Source organism: Flavobacterium humidisoli (genome assembly GCF_023272795.1).
In the GTDB taxonomy this organism is placed as follows: domain Bacteria; phylum Bacteroidota; class Bacteroidia; order Flavobacteriales; family Flavobacteriaceae; genus Flavobacterium; species Flavobacterium humidisoli.
Map to the genome: position 1 here is coordinate 3,419,508 of NZ_CP096829.1, position 25,072 is coordinate 3,444,579.

Here is a 25,072-nt window from a genome sequence, read left to right on the forward strand (position 1 = left end):
TTATGTTAAACGAATTTCTTTAACATTTATAGTGTTGATAATCATTGTTGTAAGCTAAAATTTTAACACAATGATGTAGCTATGTTGTAGTGGTATTTGATGTACTACAACGTTGTAATTGCTTAATTTGGCTCTACTAACTTAAACGATTACGTACTGTATGAAAAATTTTATTTTTAGCTTTTTAGCGCTCTTGCTGCTGCCTACCTATATGATGGGGCAAGCTCAAGCAATTAAAGGAAAAGTAGTAGACAGTAATGGAATGGGAATTCCAGGAGCAATTATCGCTTCAGCTGATGCTAGAGCAACTGCAGATGCAGATTTCGACGGAAACTTTACAATTAATGCAAAACCTGGAGATATTTTAAAAATCTCTATGTTAGGTTTTGATTCGGTTTCTGTACCGGCTAGTGCCGCACCAATGACAATTACCTTAAAAGAGGCAGGTGATACTGCGTTGAAAGAAGTAGTTGTAATCGGGTACGGTACCAGAAAGAAAATTGATAATACTTCGGCTGTAAGCTCAATTAAGTCCGAAGAAATTACCAAAATGAAAGTAATAAATGCTTCGCAAGCTATTCAAGGTAAAGCTGCAGGGGTACAAGTTGCTACATCAGACGCACCAGGAAGTACACCTTCTATTGTTATTAGAGGGGTTGGTACTGCATTAGGAGGAAGAAATCCATTGTACGTTGTAGATGGTATGCCTACTGATAACATTAATAATATCAACTCGAATGATATTACTTCTTATGAGGTTTTAAAAGATGCTTCTGCACTTGCTATCTATGGTACTAGAGGTGCGAATGGGGTAATCATGATTACTACCAAAACAGGTAAAGGGAAATTGGTTGTAGATATTGACAGTTATGCTGGTTTTAGATCACCTCTAAAGAAAGTAAAAATGGCAAATGCTGACCAATATATTCAATATAATAATGCAGCTTTTATTAGTCAGTTTCCTGCTGGAAGATTTTCTCAAAATCAACCGTATAATACAAACTGGTTTGATGAAATAACAAGAACAGGAGTTTACACTCAAAATAATGTATCACTTTCTGGATCTTCAGAAAATATTAAATATTTCTTTAGTGTTGGTAATTACGAAGAAGAAGGTATTTTAAAAGGAACTGAATACGGGCGTACTACTTTTAGAAGTAATAACGAGTACAAGATTTCGGAAAAACTTAAAATCAGCCAAAATTTTAGTGTTAGTTCTATAAAAAATACTCCACAGCCAATGTCTGCATTCACATCTGCTTACAGACAATCTCCTTTGGTTCCTGTACGTTATCCTGATGGTAAATATGGTGTGCCATTTTTAAAAGATGGAGTTATAGCTCAAACAGGAGATTCATTTAACTCAGTTGGAAACCCTGTTGTTGCCTTAGATTATAACAATGAGCAACAAAAAACGGTTACACTTCAAGGTGGATTAAAATTAGATTGGGATATCATGAAATCATTGAAATTCACTTCGCAATTTAATGGAGAATACTACACTTATAAACAATACAATTTTGTTGACAATTTAGGTCTTTGGCTAGCTGCAGATCCAAATAGATTAGAGGCTAATTATGATAAAAAGAGTTTGAATACAAACACTTTAACAAGAAATACAGATGATTATTTCAACTGGAACTTATCAAACTATTTTACTTACAATAAAGTTTTCGCAGAAATTCATGACGTAGAAGTTACTGCAGGTATTGAAGCCAATGTTATTGGGGTAAGATCTAAAACTACTGCCGATATTAAGAATGTGAATCCAAATAGTAACTATTGGGGGCTTGATGGTGTTGCATATGCTCAAAATGGAGGTGTAACAAATTATAAAGCTATAAATGAAAACGAAGCTAGATTAGCATCGTATTTTGCTCGTTTCCAATATAAATTAATGGACAGATACTTATTAACAGGTACTGTGAGACGCGATGGATCTTCAAATTATTCAAGTGATTATCGTTGGGGGACATTCCCATCAGTTGGTCTTGGATGGATTGTAACAAAAGAAAGCTTCTTATCTGATATTAAAAATTTAGATTTATTAAAAGTTAGAGGTTCTTGGGGTAAATTAGGAAACCAAAAAGTGCCATTAAATATCCAGTCATTTACTTCTGGAGTAGATTACAATGGAGGTTCTGGAACAACTATTAATTCGCAAATTGATCCAAGTTTATCATGGGAAATTGTAGAAGAAGCTTCTGCAGGTATCGATGTTGAGTTGTTTAATAGTAGATTGAAAGGATCATTTGATGTGTACAGCAAAAACACTAACAATGCTATTTTAAATGTTACGCCTTACTCAACTTCTGGAATTACTGTAGAATCTCCAACACACGTAGGTGAGGTATCTAATAAAGGGTACGAAATTGCTTTACGTTGGGATGATAAAATCAACGATAACTTAAGTTACTGGGTAGGAGGGAATTTCTCTCATAACAAAAATGAATTAGCTAGTTTAAAAAATGTTAGACTTGCAACAATCAATGGTGGTTCATTAGGTAATGGTCAAGTAACAAAAATACTTGATAATACATCAGTAGGACAGCCTTTAGGTAGTTTCTATATGTACGAATATGCGGGTGTTGATCCAGCAAACGGACAGATGCTGTACTATACAGCAGACGGAAATAAGGTAGCTCAAGGTGCTTTAGATCAAACTAAAGATAGAAAATACGTGGGTTCAGTTTTACCAACTTCTACTTACGGAGTTACTTTAGGATTAAATTACAAAAATGTTGATTTCTCTGTAGACGGATACGGAACAGGTGGTGCAAAAGTTTATAATGGAAAAAAAGCACAGCGTTTTTATGGAGAAAATGTAGAAGCGTCTTTACTTAATGACATGTGGACTCCAACAAACACATCAGGATCTAATCCAGCTCCATTTAATCAGGTTCCAGTAGCATCAACTTATTATTTAGAATCTGGAGATTTCTTCAGAATCAATAACATTACATTAGGATATAAACTTCCATTAAGAGAAGAAGGTTTTATTAGCTATTGTAGAATCTACGTAAATGCTATGAACCCTTTCATTAGTCAAAAATTCTCAGGATTCTCACCTGAGGTTTTAGGAGATGGTGAATTAGTTAAAGGTACTCAGGGAGTAGAGTTAGATGCTTATCCAGCATTAAAAACATTTGTAGTTGGTGCAAACTTAAAATTTTAATATCATGAAACGATTATATATATCACTTTTTATACTTTCTGGTTTGTTTGTATCTGGATGTTCAGATGAATTTTTAGAAGTAGATCAGACAAAAAATATTCCGGCAGATCCTGCTTTAGTTGATAGTGATGCAGGCGCTACATCAATGGTTGATGCAGTTTATAATATATTTTTATCTTGGGACATGTCTTCTTTTGCTTGGAACGGGGTTACAAGTATTATGACTGACGACGCAGATAAAGGCTCAGATCCAGGAGATACTGGTACAGATAAAGATGTTCTAGATGCTTTAACTTTTAATTCTTCTACACCATCTTTTAGCAGTATTTGGAATTATAATTATGCAGGAATCAACAGAGCAAATCAAGCATTAGCGATGTTTCCAAAACTTACGCAAGTATCTCCTGCTTTAAAAACAAGATTAGAAGGAGAAGCTAAGTTTTTAAGAGCTTTTATGTACTTTACTTTAGTAAAAGGATATGGAGGGGTGCCTATTGTAGATCATTTGCCAATTCCTGGAAATGATGATGATAGACTTATGCAATTAACGCGTAAAACTCCAGCAGAAGTTTATGCTTTTATCGAAAAAGATTTAAATGATGCTATCGTAGCTTTACCATTAAAATCTTCATATAGTGGGACTGACGTTGCACGTGCTTCTAAAGGAGCTGCTTATGCTCTGTTAGCTAAAGTTAATTTATACCAAAAAAACTGGCAAAAAGTAATTGATAATTGCAATCAAGTAACAGGTTATTCTTTAGTTTCTGACTATTCTTTACAATACAAGAAAGAAGGAGAGTTTGGTCCAGAATCAATTTTTGAAATTAATGGAATTGGAGGAACTTCTTCTCCTGGATTTGGAATCGGAAATTATACTGTGTCTCAAGCGCCAAGAGGTGCTGGAGGATGGGGATGGGGTTTCAATACACCATCTCAAGGACTTGCTGATGCTTATGAAGCAGGAGATGTTAGAAAAAATGCTACGATTATCTTTAGAGGTTCAGTTTTATACGATGGTACAGTTGTAGCATCTACTGTATCTAACCCAATGTACAATTATAAAGCATATTCGTCAGCGTTTTACAATCAGGAATTTACAGACGTAAATCTTAGATATTTAAGATATGCTGAGGTAATATTAATGAAAGCTGAGGCTCTAAATGAATTAGGACAAACTTCAGAAGCGATTCCTTTGATCAATCAGATTAGACATAGAGCCGGATTAGGTGATACTCCAGCAACTGGTCAGTCAGATGTTAGAAAAGCAATTTATAAAGAAAGAAGATTAGAATTTGCTTTTGAGCACGACAGATGGTTTGATCTTGTAAGAACAGGACAGGCAGAAGCAGCTATGAAAGCAGATGTTAGCGCTACTTTCCCTAATGGAAAAACTTTTATAGTGGGTAAACATGAGTTATATCCAATTCCAGCTTTAGTGGTTCAACAATCTGGTGGGGTAACAACACAAAACCCTGGTTATTAATCAAAATCTTAAAAATCACTTCCCTTTAGATTTCTAGGGGAAGTGATTATTTATTAAAATCTTAAATTTTTATAATGGTTAGAATTTCAGTTTTATTTTTAGCTTTTACTTTTTTTAGTTGTGGATCTAATGCCGATAAGTCAAAAGAAAATGTACAGGAAAATATTTCTGGCGTTACTGCATTAACAGACGAACAGCTTTTAGATGCTGTTCAAAAACAAACATTTAAATATTTCTGGGACTATGCAGAACCAAATTCTGGATTAGCGAGAGAGCGTTATCATCCAGATGGAGTTTATCCTGAAAATGATTCGAATATCGTTACAACAGGTGGTTCAGGTTTCGGATTAATGGCACTTGTTTCAGGAATGTCTCAAGGTTATATTACTAAAGAGCAAGGAGTAGAAAGACTTAACAAAATTGCAGATTTTTTAGGCAAAGCAGATCGTTTTCACGGAGCATGGTCACATTGGATTGACGGAAATACAGGAAAAGTAAAGCCTTTTGGAACCAAGGATAATGGTGGCGATTTAGTTGAAACCTCATTTTTGGTTGCAGGAATGATTACCGTTCGTGAATATCTTAAAGATGGTTCTGAAAAAGAAAAAGCAGTAGCACAAAAATACGATGCACTTTGGAAAGGTGTTGACTGGCAATGGTACACAAACAATAAAAATGTTTTGTATTGGCATTGGTCTCCGAGCTATGCTTGGGAAATGAATTTTCCACTACAAGGATATAACGAATGTCTTATTACTTACGTAATGGCAGCGTCTTCGCCAACTCATACAATTGATGCGAAAGTATATCACGAAGGATGGGCGAGAAGCGGTGGCATAGTTTCTTCAAAAACAAAATATAATATCCCACTTATTTTAAAACACAATGGTGCAGAAGAATTTGGCGGTCCATTATTCTGGGCTCATTATTCTTATGTAGGTTTAGATCCAAACCAATTAAGTGATAAATATGCTAACTATTGGGATTTAAATGTTAATCAGACTAAAATTAACTACGAATATTGTGTTGAAAACCCCAAAAAAATTACGGGTTATGGACCAGAATATTGGGGATTAACAGCCTCATATTCTAGAAACCCTGATGGTTCTATTGGATATAATGCACATATGCCAAGTAACGATCAAGGTGTGATTTCGCCAACAGCAGCAATTAGCTCAATCGTTTATACGCCAAAAGAATCAATGACATTTATTCGCAATTTATATGAGAATCATAAAGATGAAACTTGGGGAAATGCAGGTTTTTATGATGCTCTTAGCTTAGGAAATAAATGGGTAGCAAAACGCTATTTGGCAATTGATCAAGGTCCAGAAGTTGTAATGATTGAAAATTACAGAACAGGATTATTGTGGAAATTGTTTATGAATGCACCAGAGGTAAAACAAGGTTTAACAAAACTTGGATTTAAATCTGGAAAATACGGAATTTAAGGTTGTATGAAAAATAAGTTAGCATTTATATTTCTGTTGTTTTCGATAGTTGTTTTTGGGCAGAGTGAAACAACTGGAAAAATCAATACAGTTATAATGTCTAAATATGAACTGGGATATGTTTTACATCATCCAGCAAATGTTAAGGAGAAAAAGCCATTGATTGTTTTTATTTCGGGCGATGGAGAAAAGGGAACCGATTTGGAGAAAGTAAAAATTAATGGTCCTTTAAAATATTTAAAAACGCACCAATTGGACGCTTATGTTTTGGCTCCACAATGCAAAGAAGATGAAAATTGGGATATAGAATCGATTTATCAGCTGATTGTGAAAATTCAGAAAGAGAATAAAATCGATTCAGAAAGAATTTATGTTACTGGTTTGAGCTCAGGAGGTTGGGCTTCTTGGAATTTGGCTTTTGCACATCCAGATCTATTTGCCGCAAACGTACCTGTAGCTGGCTTTGTAGATTTGATTCAGTTAGAAAAAACTTGTGAAATAGCCAATATTCCAACCAGAATTTTTCATGGATTACAGGATAATGTGGTAAATGTAAATTATGCCATCACGATTTATAATGAATTGAAAAAATGTAATGGCAAAGATGTAAAGCTAACTATTTTTGATGATGCAAATCATGACAGCTGGACAAGAGTTTATGATGACAAAGAGATCTATGACTGGATGTTACAGCAAAGAAAAACGAATACAAACAAATAAATAGAATAGAATGAAAAACAAATTAGTCTTACTTTTTTTAGGATGCGCTGTTTTGGGTTATGCTCAAAAAAAGCCAGCTAAAAATACAGTGAAAATTAAACCAAAGTCTGAATTTGTGGCGGAATTAATGTCAAAAATGACTTTAGACGAGAAATTGGGCCAGTTAAACTTGCCAACATCTGGTGATATTACCACTGGGCAGGCAAACAGCTCAAATGTGGCAAAAAATATTGCTGAAGGAAAAGTGGGTGGTTTGTTCAACATTAAGTCAGTTCAAAAAATTAAAGAAGTACAGAAAATTGCGGTTGAGAAAAGCCGTTTAAAAATTCCGTTGCTTTTTGGTATGGACGTTATTCACGGTTACGAAACAACATTCCCAATTCCGTTAGGATTATCTTGTACTTGGGATATGGGCTTAATTGAAAGAAGTGCGCAAATTGCTGCTAAAGAAGCAAGTGCAGACGGAATTAACTGGACATTTTCTCCAATGGTTGATATTTCTCGTGATCCAAGATGGGGAAGAGTTTCTGAAGGTTCAGGAGAAGATCCGTACTTAGGAAGCCAGATTGCAAAAGCCATGGTAAACGGTTACCAACAACATGATCTTTCAAAAAACAACTCAATTTTAGCTTGTGTTAAACACTTCGCATTATATGGAGCTCCAGAAGGCGGACGTGATTACAACATTGTCGATATGAGCCACATCAGAATGTTTAATGACTATTTTCCTCCTTACAAAGCTGCAGTCGATGCCGGTGTAGGTTCGGTTATGGCTTCTTTCAACGAAGTTGACGGAATTCCAGCAACAGGAAATAAATGGTTAATGACAGATGTTTTAAGAAAACAATGGGGTTTCAAAGGATTTGTAGTGACAGATTTTACAGGTATTCCTGAAATGATCGAGCATGGAATGGGAGATTTACAAGCAGTTTCTGCTCAATCTCTAAATGCTGGTGTTGAAATGGATATGGTTGGAGAAGGTTTCTTAGGAACTTTGAAAAAATCTTTGGATGAAGGAAAAGTAAAAATCGAAACTATTGATAATGCTGTAAAACTTATTCTAGAAGCAAAATACGATTTAGGTTTATTCCAAGATCCATACAAATATTGTGACGAAAAGAGAGCAAAAACGGAGATTTTTACAACGGATAGTAGAAAAGAAGCACGTGATATTGCAGCACAATCTTTGGTTTTATTAAAAAATCAAAATCAGCTTTTACCACTTAAAAAATCTGGAACAATTGGTTTAATCGGACCATTGGCAGATGCTAAAGAAAACATGCCAGGAACTTGGAGTGTGGCTACAAAAATGGAAAATGCTGTTTCATTATTGAGAGGTATTAAAGAAGTTGCAGGAGCTGGAACAAAAGTTTTATATGCAAAAGGAAGTAATTTAGATTATGATGAAACTTTTGAAACTAATGCGACAATGTTCGGTAAAACTTTACACCGTGATGCTCGTACAAAAGAAGAGTTATTAGCAGAAGCTTTAAAAGTAGCAGAGCAGTCAGATGTAATTGTTGCAGCTTTAGGCGAATCGGCAGAGATGAGCGGAGAATCTAGCAGCCGTACAAACTTAGAAATTCCACAAGCGCAAAAAGATTTATTAAATGCTTTATTAAAAACTGGAAAACCAGTTGTTTTAGTTTTATTTGACGGACGTCCTTTAGTGATTACAGACGAAGAAAAAACAGTTCCAGCAATTTTAAATGCTTGGTTTGCTGGTACAGAAGCAGGTTATGCAATTGCTGATGTGTTATTCGGAGATGTAAATCCTTCAGGAAAATTGACTTCAACTTTCCCAAGAAGTGTTGGACAATTGCCAATTTACTATGCACACAAAAATACAGGAAGACCACTTTCTAACACAGAAGGGAAATTTGAGAAATTCAGATCAAATTATATTGATGAAAGAAACGAGCCTTTATTCCCATTCGGGTTTGGTTTAAGCTACACGACTTTTGATTATTCAAATTTGAAAATTTCTTCTGATAAAATGAATCCATCTGGAAAATTGAAAGTAACGGTTGATGTAACAAATACTGGAAATTTTGACGGAAAAGAAACAGTTCAATTATACATTAGAGATTTAGTTGGTTCAGTAACAAGACCGGTTAGAGAATTAAAAGGTTTCCAAAAAATAACACTTAAGAAAGGTGAAAAACAAACAGTAAGTTTTGATATTACTGTTGAAGATTTAAAATTTTATAACTCTGATTTACAATTCGTAGCAGAGCCAGGGCAGTTTGATATTTTCGTTGGTGGAAATTCAAATGCCGATAAGAAAGTTAGTTTTGAGTTAACTAAATAGTTGGTTTATTTGATTAGTGAAAAGCCCTTCGTTTGGAGGGCTTTTTTTCTAAAATGGCAAAACTTTTTTGTAATTTTTTAACTACGTTATTATGAATAAATTTAAAATATTTAGTGCTGTATGTCTTATTGCTTTCTCCTATTGCAGTGCGCAAAAGAACGCAATAGTAGCACATCGCGGTGCATGGAAAAAGAATAATCTTCCTGAAAATTCTATTGCATCATTAAGACATGCAATAGATTTAAAATTGCCAGGATCAGAGTTTGATGTTTGGAGAACGGCAGACGATTCACTGGTAATCAATCATGATGCCCACTACAATAAACTGCTTATTGAAGAAACGAATTATGCAGATTTGATAAAGTTTAAACTTTCTAATGGAGAAAAACTTCCAACACTGTATGAATATATTTCAGAAGGAATGCGAAATAATAAACATACGCTTTTGGTGTGCGAAATTAAGCCTTCAGAAATTAGTAAAGAAAGAGGACAAAAAACGGGTGTAGCAGCAGTCGAAACCATTAAAAGATTAAAAGCCGATAAAAATACCTGCTACATCAGTTTTGATTATGATATTCTAAAGAAAATTAGAGCGATTGATTCTAAAACTTCTCTTCAATATTTAGAAGGGAATAAATCTCCAAAAGAGGTAAAGGCAGATAAAATTAATGGCGTTGATTATCATTATTCTGTTTTTCAAAAACATCCTGAATGGATACAAGAAGCAAAGGATAACAAAATTATTCTAAACGCTTGGACTGTTAATGACGCTAAAGATATGGATTGGATTATCGCTCATAAATTCAATTATATTACAACAAACGAACCCGAACTTTTAAAGGAAAGAAAAGAGATTAAAAAATAAGCTGTAAAGCTTAACTAAAGAATCTAACCATGAAGAAGATATATAAACAATTTAAGCCAATTTTACTGCTTTCGATGCTTTTCGGAAGTAGTCTTTCGGCACAAAATTCTGGTAAAACAGAATGGTTTGACCCTAGCAGACCGGCAACCACATATTGTAATCCTATAAATATAGGGTACAATTTTACCACTCACAATCACAACGGAATTCCAGAATCGCGCCGTTCAAGTGCAGACCCAGTAATTATTACTTATAAAGGCGAATATTATTTATTTGCAACCAATCAGGCTGGTTTCTTTTGGAGTAAAGACATGTCAGACTGGAATTTTGTTTACGGAAGTTTCCAGAGGCAGCCAGGAGATGACGATCAATGTGCTCCAGCAGCATGGGTTGTAAACGATACTTTGTTTTATGTGGGGTCAACTTGGAAGAGAGATCATCCGATTTGGAAAACAGCTGATCCGAAATCAGGAAGATGGACACGCCACGTAGACAAAGCAATGTTGCCAACTTGGGATCCGGCGATTTTTCAAGATGATGACAAAAAAGTGTATATGTACTACGGTTCAAGCGGAAAATTACCTCTTGTAGGTGTTGAGGTTGATTATAAAACTTGGCTTCCAAAAGGGAATCAAGCAGACTATGCAGAATTGTATAAAGCGACAGAAGTAGAGGATATTCAGAAAGTTTATGGACAAGTTAAAGAAGTAGCTATTTTGGATCCTTCGGCTCACGGATGGGAACGTTTTGGACCAAATAACGATATGGAACCTGCACCTTGGGGAAATTTCATTGAAGGCGCTTGGATGACCAAACATAACGGAAAATATTATATGCAATACGGAGCGCCTGCTACCGAATTTAAAGGCTACGCAAATGGTGTTCATGTTGGAGATAATCCGTTAGGGCCATTTACGTACCAAAAACACAATCCGATGTCCTATAAACCAGGTGGATTTGTAATCGGTGCTGGACACGGAAATACTTTTGCTGATAACTACGGAAATTACTGGAATACAGGAACGTGCAAAATCTCTATTAAAGATCGTTTTGAACGCCGTATAGATATGTTTCCAGCTGGATTTGACAAAGATGATATAATGTATTCGATCACAGCTTATGGAGATTTTCCAATTGTACTGCCAACAGCGCAACGCGATCAAACAAAAGGAGCTTCTTCTGGATGGATGCTGCTTTCATATAAAAAAACTGTTACGGTTTCTTCTTCAGAAGAATGCATGGAAGTAGAAACACACAGAATGGATAACGGCGGTAAAAAAGTATATGAGAAATTCTGTTATGGGCCAGAAAATCTTACCGATGAAAATATTCAAACATACTGGTCTGCAAAAACTAGCAATCCAGGAGAATGGCTTCAAATGGATTTAGGGAGACAAATGGAAATTAATGCTCTACAAATTAACTACGCAGATCATAAAGCAACGCAGTTTAATAAAGCAATGGATATTTATTATCAATATAAAATATTCATGTCTGATGATGCTCAAAATTGGACTTTGGTTGTAGATAAATCTAAAAATGATAAAGATGCGCCTCATGATTATGTAGAGCTTTCAAAATCTATTAAAGCGCGTTACATTAAAATGGAGAACATTCACAACGCATCAGGTCTATTTGCAATTTCAGATTTTAGAGTTTTTGGAAACGGATTGGCAGCAAAACCAAAAGCAGTTGCTTCTTTTAAAGTAGACAGAAACAAGGCAGATTCGAGAAATGCTATGATTTCGTGGAAAAAGCAGGCAGATGCAATTGGTTATAATATTTATTACGGAATTGAACCAGATAAATTGTATAACAGCATTATGGTTTTTGGTGATAATACATATGATTTTAGAGGTTTAGATAAAGGAACAAAATATTATTTTACTATTGAGCCTTTTAATGAAAATGGAATCGGTACAAAAAATAAGATTATGGAAGTAAAATAATCTTTATTTATAGAATCTGTAAAAGCTCTAATTGCAAATTGAAGAATTTGTAATTGGAGTTTTTTTTTGAGAAAAGGTTGAGAAAAAGACATCAGAAATGTTAATAATTTTGTTCCTTTGCTACTATACCAATGGTATACTAAACTCCAAAATTACTATCAAAACTATGAAAAAAACAATTCTTTTAACTGCATTAGTTTTAAGCGGATTGACATCTTTTGCTCAGACAAATGATGAAAAAAACATCAAATTATTTTATAAAAAAGCTTTAACCGAATCAAAATGTTATACTTGGTTAGAATATTTGTCTAACGATATCGGAGCTCGTTTGTCTGGATCTAAAGGTGCAGAACTAGCAGTTGACTACACTAAAAGACAATTGGAAAGCTTAGGACTTGATAAAGTTTATTTACAAGAAGTTATGGTACCTCATTGGGTACGTGGCGAAAAGGAAACGGCTTACATTCTTGATGGAAAAGTGAAAACGACTGTGCCGATTTGTGCACTAGGTGGTTCTGTTGCTACTGCAAAAACAGGTCTTACAGCAGAAATAATCGAAGTTCAAGGAATTAAAGAACTAAATGAACTTGGAGCAGATAAAGTGAAAGGAAAAATTGTTTTCTATAACAGACCAATGAACCCTGAAAATATAGAAACTTTTACTTCTTACGGAGCTTGTGTCGATCAAAGATATGCAGGAGCAAAAGAAGCAGCAAAATTAGGTGCGGTTGGAACAATTGTTCGTTCTATGAACTTACGTCTAGACGATTTTCCTCATACAGGTGCTCAAAGTTACGGTGATTTGCCAAAAGAACAATATATTCCAACAGCTGCTATTAGTACAAATGGAGCCGAATTGTTGAGTAAATCTTTAAAAAGAAATCCGGCTTTGAAATTTTATTTCAAACAATCTTGCGAAACTTTACCAGACGCATTGTCTTATAATGTGATTGGTGAATTGACAGGAAGCGTAACTCCAGAAAACATTATGGTTGTTGGAGGACATTTAGATTCTTGGGATTTAGCAGATGGTTCTCACGATGATGGAGCAGGAGTAGTGCAGAGTATGGAAGTAATTCGTATTTTGAAAAACTTAAATTACAAACCAAAAAATACGATTCGTGTTGTATTGTTTATGAACGAAGAGAATGGCGGAAAAGGCGGTGCTAAATACGAAGAAGTTTCGAAACAAAAAAAGGAGAATCATATTTTTGCGTTGGAAAGTGATTCAGGCGGATTTTCTCCAAGAGGATTTTCAATTGAAGCTGATGATGCTAATTTGAAAAAGATTCAAGCTTACAAAGATCTTTTTGAGCCTTATCTAGTGCACAGTTTTACAATTGGCCATGCAGGTTCAGATATTAGCCATTTGACTTCGCAAGCTATTGTAAAAGCAGGTTTAAAACCAGATTCTCAGCGTTATTTCGATTATCACCACGCAGCAAACGATAAATTTGATGCAATCAATAAAAGAGAATTGGAGCTTGGTGCTGCAACAATGACTACATTAATGTATTTATTAGACCAAAACGGAATTGAAACTAAAAAAGCAAATTAAGTTTCAAAAGGAGACACAAAAAGCCATAAGTTTTTACTTGTGGCTTTTTTTATGTCAAGATTTCATCACAATCAAATAATAAAAAAAGAGGATTGGAATATTTGAAATTAAAATTAGAAGTTTTACTCCAATATCTTTTCGCTGTTCTGAGAGATGAATAAACAGATCTGTCAAATGCACAAACATAATTGCATTTACAATTATTGCCCCTAAAGCAAAAGGCCATGCAATAACTAAAACCATAGAATTTCCGTTTGAAATGATATAAAGGATAAATAGAATTGTACTGATTGCAAATGTGCCAATAGCTAATTCTGTAGACTGTTTTTCTTCAGAAGGATTATAAATTGTTTTCATGATTTTTAAATTTTAAAAGTTTGCTGAATAGTTTGAATTGGCATACAAAGCATTTTTGAAAAATCCAAGTAATGAAATGGCAGCGCTTTTCTACCTCGATTGTATTGCTGAAAGAAGTATTTTATTCGCTTCGGATAAAAGATTGTTCCAGATAATATTACCATATACAGATATAAGCTTCTTTTTCCATTTCCAAATAAATAATACTGCATTCCAATTTCTTCATAAACTGAAATTCCAGTATTAGTCAGAACATGAATAATGTCGTGATCTTCCAGTTTTTCCTGAAGATCAAAATGATTTTTATAAAGAAAATTTCCTAAGCTAAATCCTAGGCTTTGTTCAGGAAAATCCATTAAGAGACCTTTCTCAATATTCCACGGCTGGTTCTTCTTGAAATATTTTTGATAAGGTTTTTTAGAACATTCATACAATTTTTCAATCAGATAATCTCTCATAGGTTAGTTTTAAAAAGTTCTTTGAATTTCAAAGTAAATAGGTAAATAAAAAAGCTAGAAAGAATATCGACTAGCTTTTTATATTTTTAATAAGTGTCTACGACAGTTTTCAATAAATTAGAATCAGCAATGTCAGAAGGAGCAACGACTTTTTCCTCTAGTGGTATGTCGTTACCATAACGTTCTTTTAGTATTTTTTGAACTCTAGGATCTTGCAAATTGAAATCTTTCAATTCTCTAAGTAGAGACAATTCAATTCCTGCAGCATTTTTATAAATTTTCCAGATTAATTCAGAGCAATATATCCTGTTATCAGTCCATTCAAAATACGCGTCATATTCTTTACCATCAAATTGCTGGCTGTAGTCTTTCATTTTTTGTAAAACTTCTGGTTTTAAAACACTATCGTCTTTTAGTCGTTTAACGACATATTTATGATCTTTTCCATGTTGAGTCCAATCTTCTAACGGAGTAAGCTTTACAGGTTGAACAGCTTCAAAAACAAACCATTTTCCGTTAATATCATAAATGATTCCGCAATGAGAAAACTTCGAATTTGTCGCAATACGAACTGCTTCACACTGTTTAGATTCTGATGTCTGAAAAATAAGATCTCCGTCTTTAAACTTGCTAACAGCTGTTTTTTCTGTTTTGGATGTTCCAGTAAACGGATTATTAGGAAAAACTTTTATAGCCACGAATAAGGCACAGCCAAAGCTTAAGAAAAAAGTAATAATTGGAAATAGGTATTTTTTGTTTTTCATAAAGTAAAATTTAAAGTACTTTGAAGTACAAAGTAATTAATAAAAAAAATAGCTGCCAAATAAAATGACAGCTATTTTCTAAATATATTTTACGAAATGTTAGAGTCTAAAAATACCTCCAACAGCAATAATGCGTTGAAAATAAGTAAAGTGCTGAGAAGCTTTATCTTCATTACTCGTGGTTGTTCTAATGTCTTGCATATTGATATAACCACCTTTTAGCTCTCCCTGAATATAGAAATGCTTGAAGAAAGTAACGTTTAAACCAGCTTTTGCAGAAACACCATAACCAGAAACGTGAAAATCATCGTGACGTTCTTTACCTAAAAGGGTAGTATTGGTTTTAGGATATAAAACGCCAGCGCCAATACCTTCGGTTAAGTTAATCTGAACTTTATCAATATTGGGTAATCCAAACCATTTTGAAACATCATCGAATCTTGCAACTTCCGTATTAATGTAGTTTAAACCATCTGTATGTTCGTACATTAAAAAAGCTGGGCCATTTACATTTATTTCGCCATTGCCATAACCACCTTCTTTAGCTCCTCCCTGAGACATGTCGACAGGAGTATTGTTGTAATTACCATTGTAAATTGATGCTGGATCATCTGCAGGCAAATTGATGTTTCCGGTAACATTTGCAATTTGATTCTGTGACATTACATATTTCATGTGGTCAACACCAATTGTAACACTATAATGATCACTAAAAAAGTAACCCAATCTCAAATTGGTTTGAGGAATAGTCATGTTAACGGGATTGATGTAATCCACATGCCAACCTTTTGGTTTGTCATGAGCTTGCATATTCTCAACTGTAAAATTGTAATCTTTACCTCTAAAGTTTACATCAGATTTTGAGTAGCTTTCTCGGTTACCACCCCACATAACAAAGAATTTTCCTTTGTTATGGGCAGCATATTTTTGTACCGGTATTTCTTCTTGAGCAAATGTGTTTAAAGAAACACAAGCCAATAAGAAAAATAAAATTTTTGTTTTCAAAGAACTTAAGTATTATAATTTAAAATGCGTTAACTGTTTTTCTAATAGCTACTAATTTGTTCATTAAACCTTCAAAATAATCTAAATGAAGCATATTAGCACCATCGCTTTTTGCGTTAGCAGGATCAAAATGTGTTTCGATAAAAATACCGTCAACACCAACTGCGATACCGGCTTTTGCCACTGTTTCAATCATGTCAGGTCTTCCGCCTGTAACACCAGCAGTCTGATTTGGCTGTTGTAAAGAATGCGTTACATCTAGAACTGTAGAAGCATATTGCTGCATAGTAGGAATACCTCTAAAATCAACAATCATGTCTTGGTAGCCAAACATAGTACCACGATCTGTAACCATAACATTCTCATTATTACAGTCTAATACTTTTTGAACAGCATGTTTCATGCTCTCTGGACTCATAAATTGTCCTTTTTTCAAGTTAACTACTTTTCCTGTATTTGCAGCAGCAACCACAAGATCGGTCTGGCGAACTAGGAAAGCAGGAATCTGCAGTACATCTACGTATTGCGCAGCCATGTCAGCATCTTCGTTTGTATGAATATCTGTTACAGTTGGAACATGAAAAGTTTCTGAAACTTTTCTTAAAATTTTTAAAGCTTTTTCGTCACCGATGCCAGAAAAACTGTCAATTCTAGAGCGGTTTGCTTTTTTAAAAGATCCTTTAAAAACGTAAGGGATCTGAAGTTTGTCGGTAATACCAACTAATTTTTCAGCAATTCGCAACGCCATTTCTTCTCCTTCGATAGCACAAGGCCCTGCCAATAAAAAGAAATTCCCGCTGTCAGTATGCTTAATTTGTGGAATATGTTGTAAGTTCATAAAATTATTTTTTTGCACTGCAAAGGTAGTTATGATTTATGAATAGCAGATGAAGAATTAAGATTATTTTAAGAACTCGAATAGCTGACTAGGAGCTAAGTAGAATTAACGAATTGCTAAAATTTCTCTAAAACGATTAAATGCTTTTTCCGAGGCAATATTAAAGCATGAGAAGAAACTAATAAATGACATTTATCATGTTATAAAGGTTTGCAGTTTAATGCTGTCTTTTTATTAAGAATAAGATTTATGTCATATTTCTTTTACTCTCCATCTTTTAATTAAAAATTGAATTACAATGATCAAAATCAGAACAAAAAGTAAAAAGAAACAAGCTACCGCCATTCCTACAAGTGGCATACCACATCTCATAGGATTTGGATATTGTTCATATTGTTTAGAAAAATTATAATCAGCAATATTAAAAGCCACAAAAGAAAGTATAATTTGCAGTATAAAATTGATCCAAGAAACTCGGTTGAATTTCAACGAGGAAGGTTTATAGATAGAAAATGTTCCCAAGATTAATTGTGATACTACGGGTAAAATAATAAGCAATAGCGGTAATACATTAAGCATAATCTTAATTCTTAATATGAGCTTATTCTATTTCAACCTCAATCCCATCGGAACCATTAAAATTCCCTTTTCATAAATATTCAAATATAGTTTTACAGGCTTTTTCTGCCCTTCCCATTTCAATTCATAAACATTCAAAAATCCAGCGCCCATATTGCTTCTTTTGGTTGGAAACGGACAACAGGTTTCTAATCTAGTATAAGTAATTTTTTCGCCATTTGGACCAGCCAAAGCATTTAAGAAACGGGTTTCGTTTAAAGTCTCACTATTTGTATTTTGAAAAAATATATTAACTGGATAATCAGGATCATAACCATACTTTTTGTCTTTGGCAAATTGCGTTATAGCAAAGGTATTGTCCTTCTTCAAAATCAAATCTGGCGCATTATCATCAACATTTTTTAAAGTCGATTTTGTGCTTACGCAAGAAGAAGCAAAGATTACTAAAACAATTAAAAGAGTTATTTTTTTCATGATTGAGGTTGTTGGAAAAGTTAAACGGTTTGCTGTTCTTTTTTTGGATTTAATTTTAAAATACCAACTACAATCAGATATTGTGCCAGAAGATAAGTTAGCATAATAAAAAAGGAGCTTTTAGGAATTGGAGCATAAAACTTATTTACAGCAAGAATGCTATCAGAAATAATAAAGAAAACAGCACCTAAAAACACGAGCTGATTTCCTGGTTTTTCCCATACTAAAAATCCGTTAAAAGCAAATAAAAGCATAATTGAAATTACTGAAGCGTAAATAGAAACAGGAATTTCAAGATCTCCCAAATGAGGCATTAATACATAAACCATCCCAATTAAATAAACTGCAATTAATATGCTGCCAAATATAAAAATTGGTTTGTTTTGTTTTTTTCTAATTCTCTTCTGCTTATTGAAAAGAATGCAGTAGATGATATGTGCAGATAGAAAACATACGAGTCCTAAAATAAAATAAATTTCACCCAGATCTGTAAAAAGTAAAATGACATCTCCAAGCCAAGAGAGCACAAGCGCAGCCAATAAAATATTTTGTGTTGGAAAATTTCTATAAAAGTAAGCGCCAAATCCAATAATTGGAATTAGAATGGGCTTAAGAAAAAGATCAAATCGTTCGTGGCCAGTGAGCAAAATAATGAGGTAAACGACACTAAATGCAGCGTAAATTTTAAAAAAAGATGAGTTTCTCATAATAGGGGTTATGAATTGGTATATTGGTTTTGGTTGGTTTTAAAGTCAAAATTAACAAAATAAAGTGTTGTTAAAAAAGATAAGATAAGGTATGTGAAAATAATATAATTACTAATTGGAATGGCACGATTTAGTCCAAACCAGTCTCCGTAATAGCTAATAATGCCAATTACTACTGCCAATCGGATGCCTTCCCATAAAAGAGCAAATCTACTTTTGTCCATTAACTCAGTGTAACTATATATGGTTAGGAAAATAAAAAAGCCGTAGATAAAAATATTTGGGAGACCAATTTTGGCAATATTTTCAAATAGATAGCTCACAAATAATAATGTTATTAAAACTTGTGCGACAGACCAGTAAATTAATTTTTGAGAGTTTTGAGTGCCGTATTTCTCAAAATTAAAAACATTTTCAATTTTGTTTACAGGATATTTTTCTTCAAAGTTTTCGGGGCGCCAACCTGTTGGTTTAAACCAAATAGTGAGTTTGTCTTTCCATTTTGGAGCGCGCCAGGCATCTTTTATAAGTAAGCTCAAATGCTGAAAATTTATTTTAATAGGATTCCAGGTATTGGCAGGTCTTGTGATTCCGAAAACTGGTGGAACTTCGTCTAATTCTTCTTGGAAAGTGCCAAAAAGTTTATCCCAAAAAATAAAAATCTGAGAGTGGTTTTTATCTAGATACTCTGGATTAATAGCATGATGTACGCGATGATGCGAAGGAGTTACTAAAATATGCTCCAAAAAGCCCATTTTTTTGATGTGTTTGGTATGATACCAAAACTGCAAAAACAAGTGAATAGGAAGCGTTATCGCAATTACTGAAGCAGGAACGCCCAGTAAAGCAGCAGGAATCAATAAAAAAGTAAAGAGATTAACCAAACTGGCAATTGGCTGGCGTAATGCACAGGCTAGATTAAATTCTTCACTGCTGTGATGAATAGCATGTTTGTTCCAAAGAAAATTAATCTGATGAGCTAGTCTATGACTCCAATATCCGTAGAAATCAATCACAAAAAAGGCTATAAAATAGGATAGAAGATTGGCTTCTAAGTGCTGTAATGCAATTTTAGAAACGAGCCATTCATACGAAAGAAAAGTAATACTGAGTCCTAAAACATCTTTTACCGAATTGGTTATTCCAGAACTGATACTCGATACGCTGTCTATTAAGGGCGCTGTATCGTTTTTTACATAAATGCCATATATTTTTTCAATGATAATTAAAGTCAAAAAAATAGGCATTGCAATGATCAATATCTTTCCATATTCTTCCATAAAAAAAGCATTCTATTTCATTCAAATATAGAATAAAATAGAATGCTTTTTAAATTATTGTTAAATTAAACGGTTTTTAATGTGATATTTTGATTTAAAACAAATAAAATAGAGAAAGGATTCTTATGGTTAAAAAGAAAATTTTACAGAAAACCAATTCTTGTATTTTGGTTTTTACTTTAAAAGTAAGGCAAATAAAAACGCATTCTATTTTATTCAATATAGAATAAAACAGAATGCGTTTTTAAATTATGGATCAATTAGACAATTTCGGCGCTAAGTCCAGCTTCCAAAAGTTGTGTGCATTGAGGTTTAAGTTTTTCAATCGGACCAGTTTTTACAGTGCATTTTCCGTTGTAATGAACAATCAAAGAGCATTGTTCAGCTTGTTCAGCCGTGTGGTCGCAAACACGCATAAGAGTATCGATTACGTGATCAAAAGTGTTTACATCATCATTATACACAATGATCTCGTTATTAAAAGCAATGGCTTCTTTTTCGCGAACTCTTTCTCTTACTTTTTCTTTAGTACTCATGTCTTATAGGTTTTGTACTGAATTGATTATCAGTATCTAATTTACGTATTTTAAAGATACCCAGTTGTTTCTTTGAAGCTTTTTAACATAAGTTAACCCCTTTTCAATGCAAGAAGCATCAATAAATGGAATATCTTCTTCATAAAAACCGCTAAAAAGAATAATTCCTTTTGGGTTTAAAGCATCAACATAAGACTGCATATCGTTCAACAAAATATTTCTGTTGATATTGGCAATGATTAAATCGTATTTTTTACCCGCTAATAAAGCAGCATCGCCCTCATAAACGCTGATGTGTTTGCAATTATTGCGTTCGGCATTTTCAATTGAGTTTAAATAACACCAATTGTCAATATCTATGGCATCAATTGGTTCAGCGCCTTTCATTTCAGCTAAAATAGCTAAAATGGCAGTTCCGCAGCCCATATCAAGTGTTTTTAAACCCTTTACATCCATTTCCAACAAATGCTGAATCATCATGTGGGTAGTTTCATGATGACCAGTACCGAAACTCATTTTTGGTTCAATCAAAATATCAAACTCAGCATCGGTTTTTGGGTGAAAAGGAGCTCTTACATGGCATTTTCCATCAACATCGATTGGTTCAAAGTTTTTTTCCCATTCCTCGTTCCAGTTCACCTGATCGATTTCTTCGATTGTATATTCAATTTTAAACTCTTCAGATTGTAAAATGTAAATATCATCCAGAATATTTTCATCCCATAAATCTTTCTTCACAAAAGCCGAAATTCCATTTTCAGTTTCTGTAAAACTTTCAAACGCTTTTTCGCCTAGTTCAGCCACTAAAATTTCAGAACCCAGTTCTTTTGGCTCAATAGTAAAATGATATCCTAAATAGATGTTTGACATAAATAAAAATTTTTGCAAAGGTAATTCTTAAATTATAAACTTCAATTCAAAAAATCCAAATTCCAAAACAAAAAAACCATTCGCATCGCGAATGGTTTTTTGTAAATCTAAAATCTAAAATCTAAAATCTAAAATCTAAAATCTAAAATCTAAAATCTAATACAGAAGTTCCTTAAAAAAAAGAAACAATATATTCAATTTTTTAATTATTAAAACACAATATTTGTAAGAATTTTATGTTATTTGTGTAAATAAGAGAATAAATGAGAAATATAAGTTTTACAATAGTGCTTTTGATTTTTTTAGGACTTTCATGTACTAAAAAAGAAGAAGGAATTCGTTCTTTTTGTTATTGGAAAACAGATTTGAATTTTGATGCTAAAGATGATTCATTAATCAAAAATTTAAAAGTCAAACATCTTTATGTTCGGTTTTTTGATGTTGACTGGGGAGCCAATGATGATGAAGCAGTGCCAGTTGCAGATATTAAAACTATTAATTTTAATAAAAGTAAAACTGAAATTACACCCTGTGTTTTTATAAAAAACGAGGTCTTTTTGCAAACTAACAAAGAACAATTAGATACTCTCGCCATTCGAATAATTAATAGGGTAGAGGCAATAGCAGACAACAGCATTGAATTTAAGCGTAATAAAACAATTTACTCAAAAGTAGATTTTAAAGAAGTTTTGATCGATTGTGACTGGTCTCCAAAAACAAAAGACAATTATTTTTATTTATTAAAAAGGATTAAAGACAATTGCCCAAATATAAAAATAGCCGCTACAATTAGGCTATGGCAGTATAAATATGCTACAAAAGCTGGTGTGCCGCCAGTAGATCGAGGACTTTTAATGTGTTATAATATCAGTAAACCAACGGATATTAATGCAGAAAATTCTATAGGGACCAGCCGCGAATTAGCACAATATATTACCCATGATAAATATAAACTCAAACTTGATATTGCTCTGCCAATATACAGTTGGGCAGTTGTTTTTAGAGGAAACCAGTTTAAAGGGATTTTGTCAGATTATAGTAAACTACTAAGCGATAGCGTAGAATTAAAGCAACTAAATGCTAATAACTATATTCTAAAAAATGATATCCTGATTGGAAAGAAATATTTGAGAAACGGAGACCTGATACGGATCGAAAAAATTTCAGATGACGAGCTTGAAAAAATGATTTCGATTGTAAAAAATAAAATTAAAATAGATAACCAAACAAAAGTTACATTTTTCGCTTTTGATAAAAAATATATAAATGATTATGGAATTCAAAAAATATCAAAATATTATGCGCAGTTTTAGTCTTTTAATTTTACTATTTAGTTTTCAGGTCTCTTTTGCTTGTATCGGAGACGATTTTGGAGATGAAAGAACGAGAGTGGCAATTTTTATGGCAAAGCGAAGTGGTTTCGCGGGACTTAGTCCGTTTAATTATACTTCATATAATTATACATCTACATATTCGTTCTATACTGGACAGGATATCTGGCCTTACGACACGAATGAGGCTTCTAACATAGATCTTAGTGAAAAAGAATTAAACTGCTTGGAATGGAAAAAAAAATTAGGCAATAAAATCAATGTCGATGATATTTATGATATTCTGTATCATAGAAAAACAGCTGAATTTGTAAACGCATATGAGTCGAAATCATTCAGAACTGCTTTTAAGGGAAATACCTTTGTTAATAGTTTGTTAATGCCAAAAAATAAAGGTTTTTTAGATTGTGTTTTATTAGCAAAGAAAATAGAACATAATATTCGAACTTGGCAGATAAATAATTATTCAATCGATATTAATGATTATAAAAAGAAGCTTTTAAATACTAAAGATGCATTCTTGAGAAAGCGATATGCCTTTTTAATTTTGAGATATTATTTTTATAAAGATAACTCGAAAGAAGTGATCCGTTTATATAATACTTATTTTGGAAACGGTTTAAATTCAATCATAGAATTATGGGCGTTAGATTATAGAGGATCGTATTTTACTAATAATGGTTCCAGCAGTTATGCACTACACAACTTTTTAGCTGGTTTTGGTTATAAAACATCGTTAATATTGCACAATAAAGATCTACAATTACTAATGAACGCAATGCGTTTACCCGAAAATAGAAATGCAAAAAGCATTGCTCTAGCAACTCAGAATTTCCATAATCCCAAGCCATGTCTGGATGTGATTAAAAAAATAGGAAAAGCAAGTCCTAATAATATACTTTTAGCTTTTTTAATTGGGAGAGAAATTAATAAAATAGAAGACTGGACTTTTTCCATTAAATATACAGGATTTACCCCATCGGTACTTTGTCATGGCAATTGGGATGATAGTTTTGAAAAATGTATTAAAGAAAATTATAAAAATGACATTTCCTATTTAAGAAATTTCAGAGGGTTTTTAATTAATATGCACCAAGAAACTATTGGAGAACAAAGAGACTTTGTAGCAGCTGCAATTGCTCATCTTTATTTAATGGATAATGAGGCTGATTTGGCAAAAAAATATGTAGATATGATTTCTGATAAGTCTAATGAATCTATACAAGTTCAAAAGAATATTCTATTAGCCATGGCATCTTTAAAAACAGAGAATCTTAAAAGTAAAAAAGTTCGATACCAACTTCTTACATATTTTAATTCGGTTGAAAATTTAGCCAAAAAGGAGAAAGCATTGCAAAAGTGTTTATACAGTTTGTATTTGGTTGCGAGTGACGAATTTCATAAAAAAGGAGATGAAGCTGTCGCTGCTTTATTTTTGATAAAATCGAATTATGCTGAAGAATATAAAATGGAAGATAGAGAAATGAGTGATTTTGATTATATTAAATATTTAGACAGGCATGCAAAAATAAAAGATATAGATTATTTAATCGGATTAAAAGAAAAACAAAACACAACGTCTTTTGAAAAATTTATTTCATTAAAAACCTTAGCTCCCAATGTAAATATTTACAAAAATTTAAAAGGAACAATGGCTTTTAGAGATGATGATTTAGATTTAGCGTATACAGCTTTTTCAACCATACCTAATAGTTTTTGGAATAATGAGGAAAAGGAGGATTGTGAAAGCAGTTTAAAACAAGATCCATTTATACCAAAAGACTTAACAAGATCGGAAGACCGAAAATATGATTATTATTTTAATAAAGCCGATTTTATTGCCAAACTTATTCAATTAAAAAAGCAAAATACAGCAGCCAGTAATTTGCAATTAGGACATGCTTATTTTAATGTTTCTTCTATAGGTAATTCTTGGGCTATGGTCTGTTATTATAAATCAGGAGATAATAAAAATGAAAAATACCAAAATGATAATTACTGTAATTTGAAAATGGCAAAAATGTATTATGAAAAAGCATTGAAGTTATCTAAAAATGATGAAGAAAAAGCATTAGCAAACCTAATGATTTTTGAATGTAATTATTATAGATATGAGTTTTCAGGTTTCAATTCTTATGCATTAGATTACTTTCCTTATAAATATTCAGGTTTTTACATTGACCCGGTTTATTATATATTCTACCCATTTTACAATTATGATTTTGGTATTGGAAAATTTAAAGGAGTTAAGGAACTTACTAATTTTTATACAGTTTATAGATCAACTGAAACTTTTAAAAAATACAATTGTCCAACAATTGAAAATTTTATAAATTAAAGCATAAAAAAAAGCGTTCGCAC

At 32.9% G+C, this 25,072-nt stretch carries 21 protein-coding genes; 10 read left to right on the forward strand and 11 right to left on the reverse strand.

What is annotated here, in order from left to right:
- Positions 1-160 precede the first annotated feature (160 nt).
- From M0M44_RS14715 to M0M44_RS14750, 8 genes are all read left to right on the forward strand, one after another.
- Complete coding sequence (locus tag M0M44_RS14715) at positions 161-3,175, forward strand: SusC/RagA family TonB-linked outer membrane protein (protein WP_248726329.1); 3,015 nt, start codon at positions 161-163, stop codon at positions 3,173-3,175.
- A 4-nt stretch (positions 3,176-3,179) separates the two neighbouring features.
- A complete protein-coding gene (locus M0M44_RS14720; protein WP_248726330.1) occupies positions 3,180-4,658 on the forward strand; it encodes a RagB/SusD family nutrient uptake outer membrane protein in 1,479 nt (492 codons plus the stop codon).
- A gap of 74 nt (positions 4,659-4,732) precedes the next feature.
- Positions 4,733-6,109, forward strand: coding sequence for a glucoamylase family protein (locus tag M0M44_RS14725; protein WP_248726331.1), 1,377 nt, complete (start codon positions 4,733-4,735; stop codon positions 6,107-6,109).
- 6 nt (positions 6,110-6,115) lie between these two features.
- Positions 6,116-6,829, forward strand: a complete 714-nt coding sequence (locus M0M44_RS14730) for a carboxylesterase family protein (protein ID WP_248726332.1) — start codon at positions 6,116-6,118, stop codon at positions 6,827-6,829.
- 10 nt (positions 6,830-6,839) lie between these two features.
- Positions 6,840-9,140 (forward strand): beta-glucosidase BglX, encoded by a 2,301-nt coding sequence (bglX, locus tag M0M44_RS14735; protein ID WP_248726333.1) that lies wholly within the window; start codon positions 6,840-6,842, stop codon positions 9,138-9,140.
- Between the two features lie 91 nt (positions 9,141-9,231).
- Positions 9,232-10,005, forward strand: coding sequence for a glycerophosphodiester phosphodiesterase family protein (locus M0M44_RS14740; RefSeq protein WP_248726334.1), 774 nt, complete (start codon positions 9,232-9,234; stop codon positions 10,003-10,005).
- A 29-nt stretch (positions 10,006-10,034) separates the two neighbouring features.
- Positions 10,035-11,954: a discoidin domain-containing protein gene (locus tag M0M44_RS14745; RefSeq protein WP_248726335.1), complete on the forward strand. Its 1,920-nt coding sequence runs from the start codon at positions 10,035-10,037 to the stop codon at positions 11,952-11,954.
- A 166-nt stretch (positions 11,955-12,120) separates the two neighbouring features.
- Positions 12,121-13,512 (forward strand): M20/M25/M40 family metallo-hydrolase, encoded by a 1,392-nt coding sequence (locus M0M44_RS14750; protein WP_248726336.1) that lies wholly within the window; start codon positions 12,121-12,123, stop codon positions 13,510-13,512.
- A 54-nt stretch (positions 13,513-13,566) separates the two neighbouring features.
- On the opposite strand, the gene M0M44_RS14755 is transcribed toward M0M44_RS14750, so the two are convergent.
- The 11 genes from M0M44_RS14755 to prmA all read right to left on the reverse strand — a co-directional run bounded on the left by M0M44_RS14755 (position 13,567) and on the right by prmA (position 21,380).
- A complete protein-coding gene (locus M0M44_RS14755; protein WP_248726337.1) occupies positions 13,567-13,869 on the reverse strand; it encodes a hypothetical protein in 303 nt (100 codons plus the stop codon).
- Positions 13,870-13,874: 5 nt separating this feature from the next.
- On the reverse strand, positions 13,875-14,327 hold the full coding sequence (locus M0M44_RS14760) for a ubiquinone biosynthesis protein COQ4 (RefSeq protein WP_248726338.1): 453 nt from the start codon (positions 14,325-14,327) through the stop codon (positions 13,875-13,877).
- Between the two features lie 86 nt (positions 14,328-14,413).
- A complete protein-coding gene (locus M0M44_RS14765) occupies positions 14,414-15,091 on the reverse strand; it encodes a YiiX family permuted papain-like enzyme (RefSeq protein ID WP_248726339.1) in 678 nt (225 codons plus the stop codon).
- Between the two features lie 99 nt (positions 15,092-15,190).
- Complete coding sequence (locus tag M0M44_RS14770) at positions 15,191-16,096, reverse strand: hypothetical protein (RefSeq protein WP_248726340.1); 906 nt, start codon at positions 16,094-16,096, stop codon at positions 15,191-15,193.
- Between the two features lie 19 nt (positions 16,097-16,115).
- Positions 16,116-16,934: a 3-deoxy-8-phosphooctulonate synthase gene (gene kdsA, locus M0M44_RS14775; protein ID WP_248726341.1), complete on the reverse strand. Its 819-nt coding sequence runs from the start codon at positions 16,932-16,934 to the stop codon at positions 16,116-16,118.
- 252 nt (positions 16,935-17,186) lie between these two features.
- A complete protein-coding gene (locus M0M44_RS14780; protein ID WP_248726342.1) occupies positions 17,187-17,513 on the reverse strand; it encodes a hypothetical protein in 327 nt (108 codons plus the stop codon).
- A gap of 27 nt (positions 17,514-17,540) precedes the next feature.
- Entirely contained in the window at positions 17,541-17,987 is a 447-nt protein-coding gene (locus tag M0M44_RS14785; protein ID WP_248726343.1) for a 2-dehydro-3-deoxyphosphooctonate aldolase, read from the reverse strand.
- Between the two features lie 20 nt (positions 17,988-18,007).
- Positions 18,008-18,694 (reverse strand): lysoplasmalogenase, encoded by a 687-nt coding sequence (locus M0M44_RS14790; protein ID WP_248726344.1) that lies wholly within the window; start codon positions 18,692-18,694, stop codon positions 18,008-18,010.
- A gap of 8 nt (positions 18,695-18,702) precedes the next feature.
- On the reverse strand, positions 18,703-19,974 hold the full coding sequence (locus M0M44_RS14795) for a sterol desaturase family protein (RefSeq protein ID WP_248726345.1): 1,272 nt from the start codon (positions 19,972-19,974) through the stop codon (positions 18,703-18,705).
- Positions 19,975-20,234: 260 nt separating this feature from the next.
- Positions 20,235-20,510 carry an ATP-dependent Clp protease adaptor ClpS gene (locus M0M44_RS14800; protein WP_095927736.1) on the reverse strand — a complete coding sequence of 92 codons (276 nt, stop codon included), beginning with the start codon at positions 20,508-20,510 and terminating at the stop codon, positions 20,235-20,237.
- A gap of 36 nt (positions 20,511-20,546) precedes the next feature.
- A complete protein-coding gene (prmA, locus tag M0M44_RS14805) occupies positions 20,547-21,380 on the reverse strand; it encodes a 50S ribosomal protein L11 methyltransferase (protein ID WP_248726346.1) in 834 nt (277 codons plus the stop codon).
- Positions 21,381-21,745: 365 nt separating this feature from the next.
- On the opposite strand from prmA, the gene M0M44_RS14810 reads away from it, so the two are divergent.
- The gene (locus M0M44_RS14810) at positions 21,746-22,693 is read left to right on the forward strand and encodes a hypothetical protein (RefSeq protein ID WP_248726347.1); all 948 of its coding nucleotides are present in this window, start codon (positions 21,746-21,748) and stop codon (positions 22,691-22,693) included.
- A complete protein-coding gene (locus M0M44_RS14815) occupies positions 22,653-25,049 on the forward strand; it encodes a hypothetical protein (protein WP_248726348.1) in 2,397 nt (798 codons plus the stop codon). Before M0M44_RS14810 ends, M0M44_RS14815 begins: the two co-directional genes overlap by 41 nt.
- Positions 25,050-25,072 lie beyond the last annotated feature (23 nt).

Excerpts from the sequence above, each read along its gene's own strand:
- M0M44_RS14715 (WP_248726329.1), top strand. The coding sequence starts at position 161 with ATGAAAAATTTTATTTTTAGCTTTTTAGCGCTCTTGCTGCTGCCTACC.
- M0M44_RS14720 (WP_248726330.1), top strand. The coding sequence starts at position 3,180 with ATGAAACGATTATATATATCACTTTTTATACTTTCTGGTTTGTTTGTA.
- M0M44_RS14725 (WP_248726331.1), top strand. The coding sequence starts at position 4,733 with ATGGTTAGAATTTCAGTTTTATTTTTAGCTTTTACTTTTTTTAGTTGT.
- M0M44_RS14730 (WP_248726332.1), top strand. The coding sequence starts at position 6,116 with ATGAAAAATAAGTTAGCATTTATATTTCTGTTGTTTTCGATAGTTGTT.
- bglX (WP_248726333.1), top strand. The coding sequence starts at position 6,840 with ATGAAAAACAAATTAGTCTTACTTTTTTTAGGATGCGCTGTTTTGGGT.
- M0M44_RS14740 (WP_248726334.1), top strand. The coding sequence starts at position 9,232 with ATGAATAAATTTAAAATATTTAGTGCTGTATGTCTTATTGCTTTCTCC.
- M0M44_RS14745 (WP_248726335.1), top strand. The coding sequence starts at position 10,035 with ATGAAGAAGATATATAAACAATTTAAGCCAATTTTACTGCTTTCGATG.
- M0M44_RS14750 (WP_248726336.1), top strand. The coding sequence starts at position 12,121 with ATGAAAAAAACAATTCTTTTAACTGCATTAGTTTTAAGCGGATTGACA.
- M0M44_RS14755 (WP_248726337.1), bottom strand. The coding sequence starts at position 13,869 with ATGAAAACAATTTATAATCCTTCTGAAGAAAAACAGTCTACAGAATTA.
- M0M44_RS14760 (WP_248726338.1), bottom strand. The coding sequence starts at position 14,327 with ATGAGAGATTATCTGATTGAAAAATTGTATGAATGTTCTAAAAAACCT.
- M0M44_RS14765 (WP_248726339.1), bottom strand. The coding sequence starts at position 15,091 with ATGAAAAACAAAAAATACCTATTTCCAATTATTACTTTTTTCTTAAGC.
- kdsA (WP_248726341.1), bottom strand. The coding sequence starts at position 16,934 with ATGAACTTACAACATATTCCACAAATTAAGCATACTGACAGCGGGAAT.
- M0M44_RS14780 (WP_248726342.1), bottom strand. The coding sequence starts at position 17,513 with ATGCTTAATGTATTACCGCTATTGCTTATTATTTTACCCGTAGTATCA.
- M0M44_RS14785 (WP_248726343.1), bottom strand. The coding sequence starts at position 17,987 with ATGAAAAAAATAACTCTTTTAATTGTTTTAGTAATCTTTGCTTCTTCT.
- M0M44_RS14790 (WP_248726344.1), bottom strand. The coding sequence starts at position 18,694 with ATGAGAAACTCATCTTTTTTTAAAATTTACGCTGCATTTAGTGTCGTT.
- M0M44_RS14795 (WP_248726345.1), bottom strand. The coding sequence starts at position 19,974 with ATGGAAGAATATGGAAAGATATTGATCATTGCAATGCCTATTTTTTTG.
- M0M44_RS14800 (WP_095927736.1), bottom strand. The coding sequence starts at position 20,510 with ATGAGTACTAAAGAAAAAGTAAGAGAAAGAGTTCGCGAAAAAGAAGCC.
- prmA (WP_248726346.1), bottom strand. The coding sequence starts at position 21,380 with ATGTCAAACATCTATTTAGGATATCATTTTACTATTGAGCCAAAAGAA.
- M0M44_RS14815 (WP_248726348.1), top strand. The coding sequence starts at position 22,653 with ATGGAATTCAAAAAATATCAAAATATTATGCGCAGTTTTAGTCTTTTA.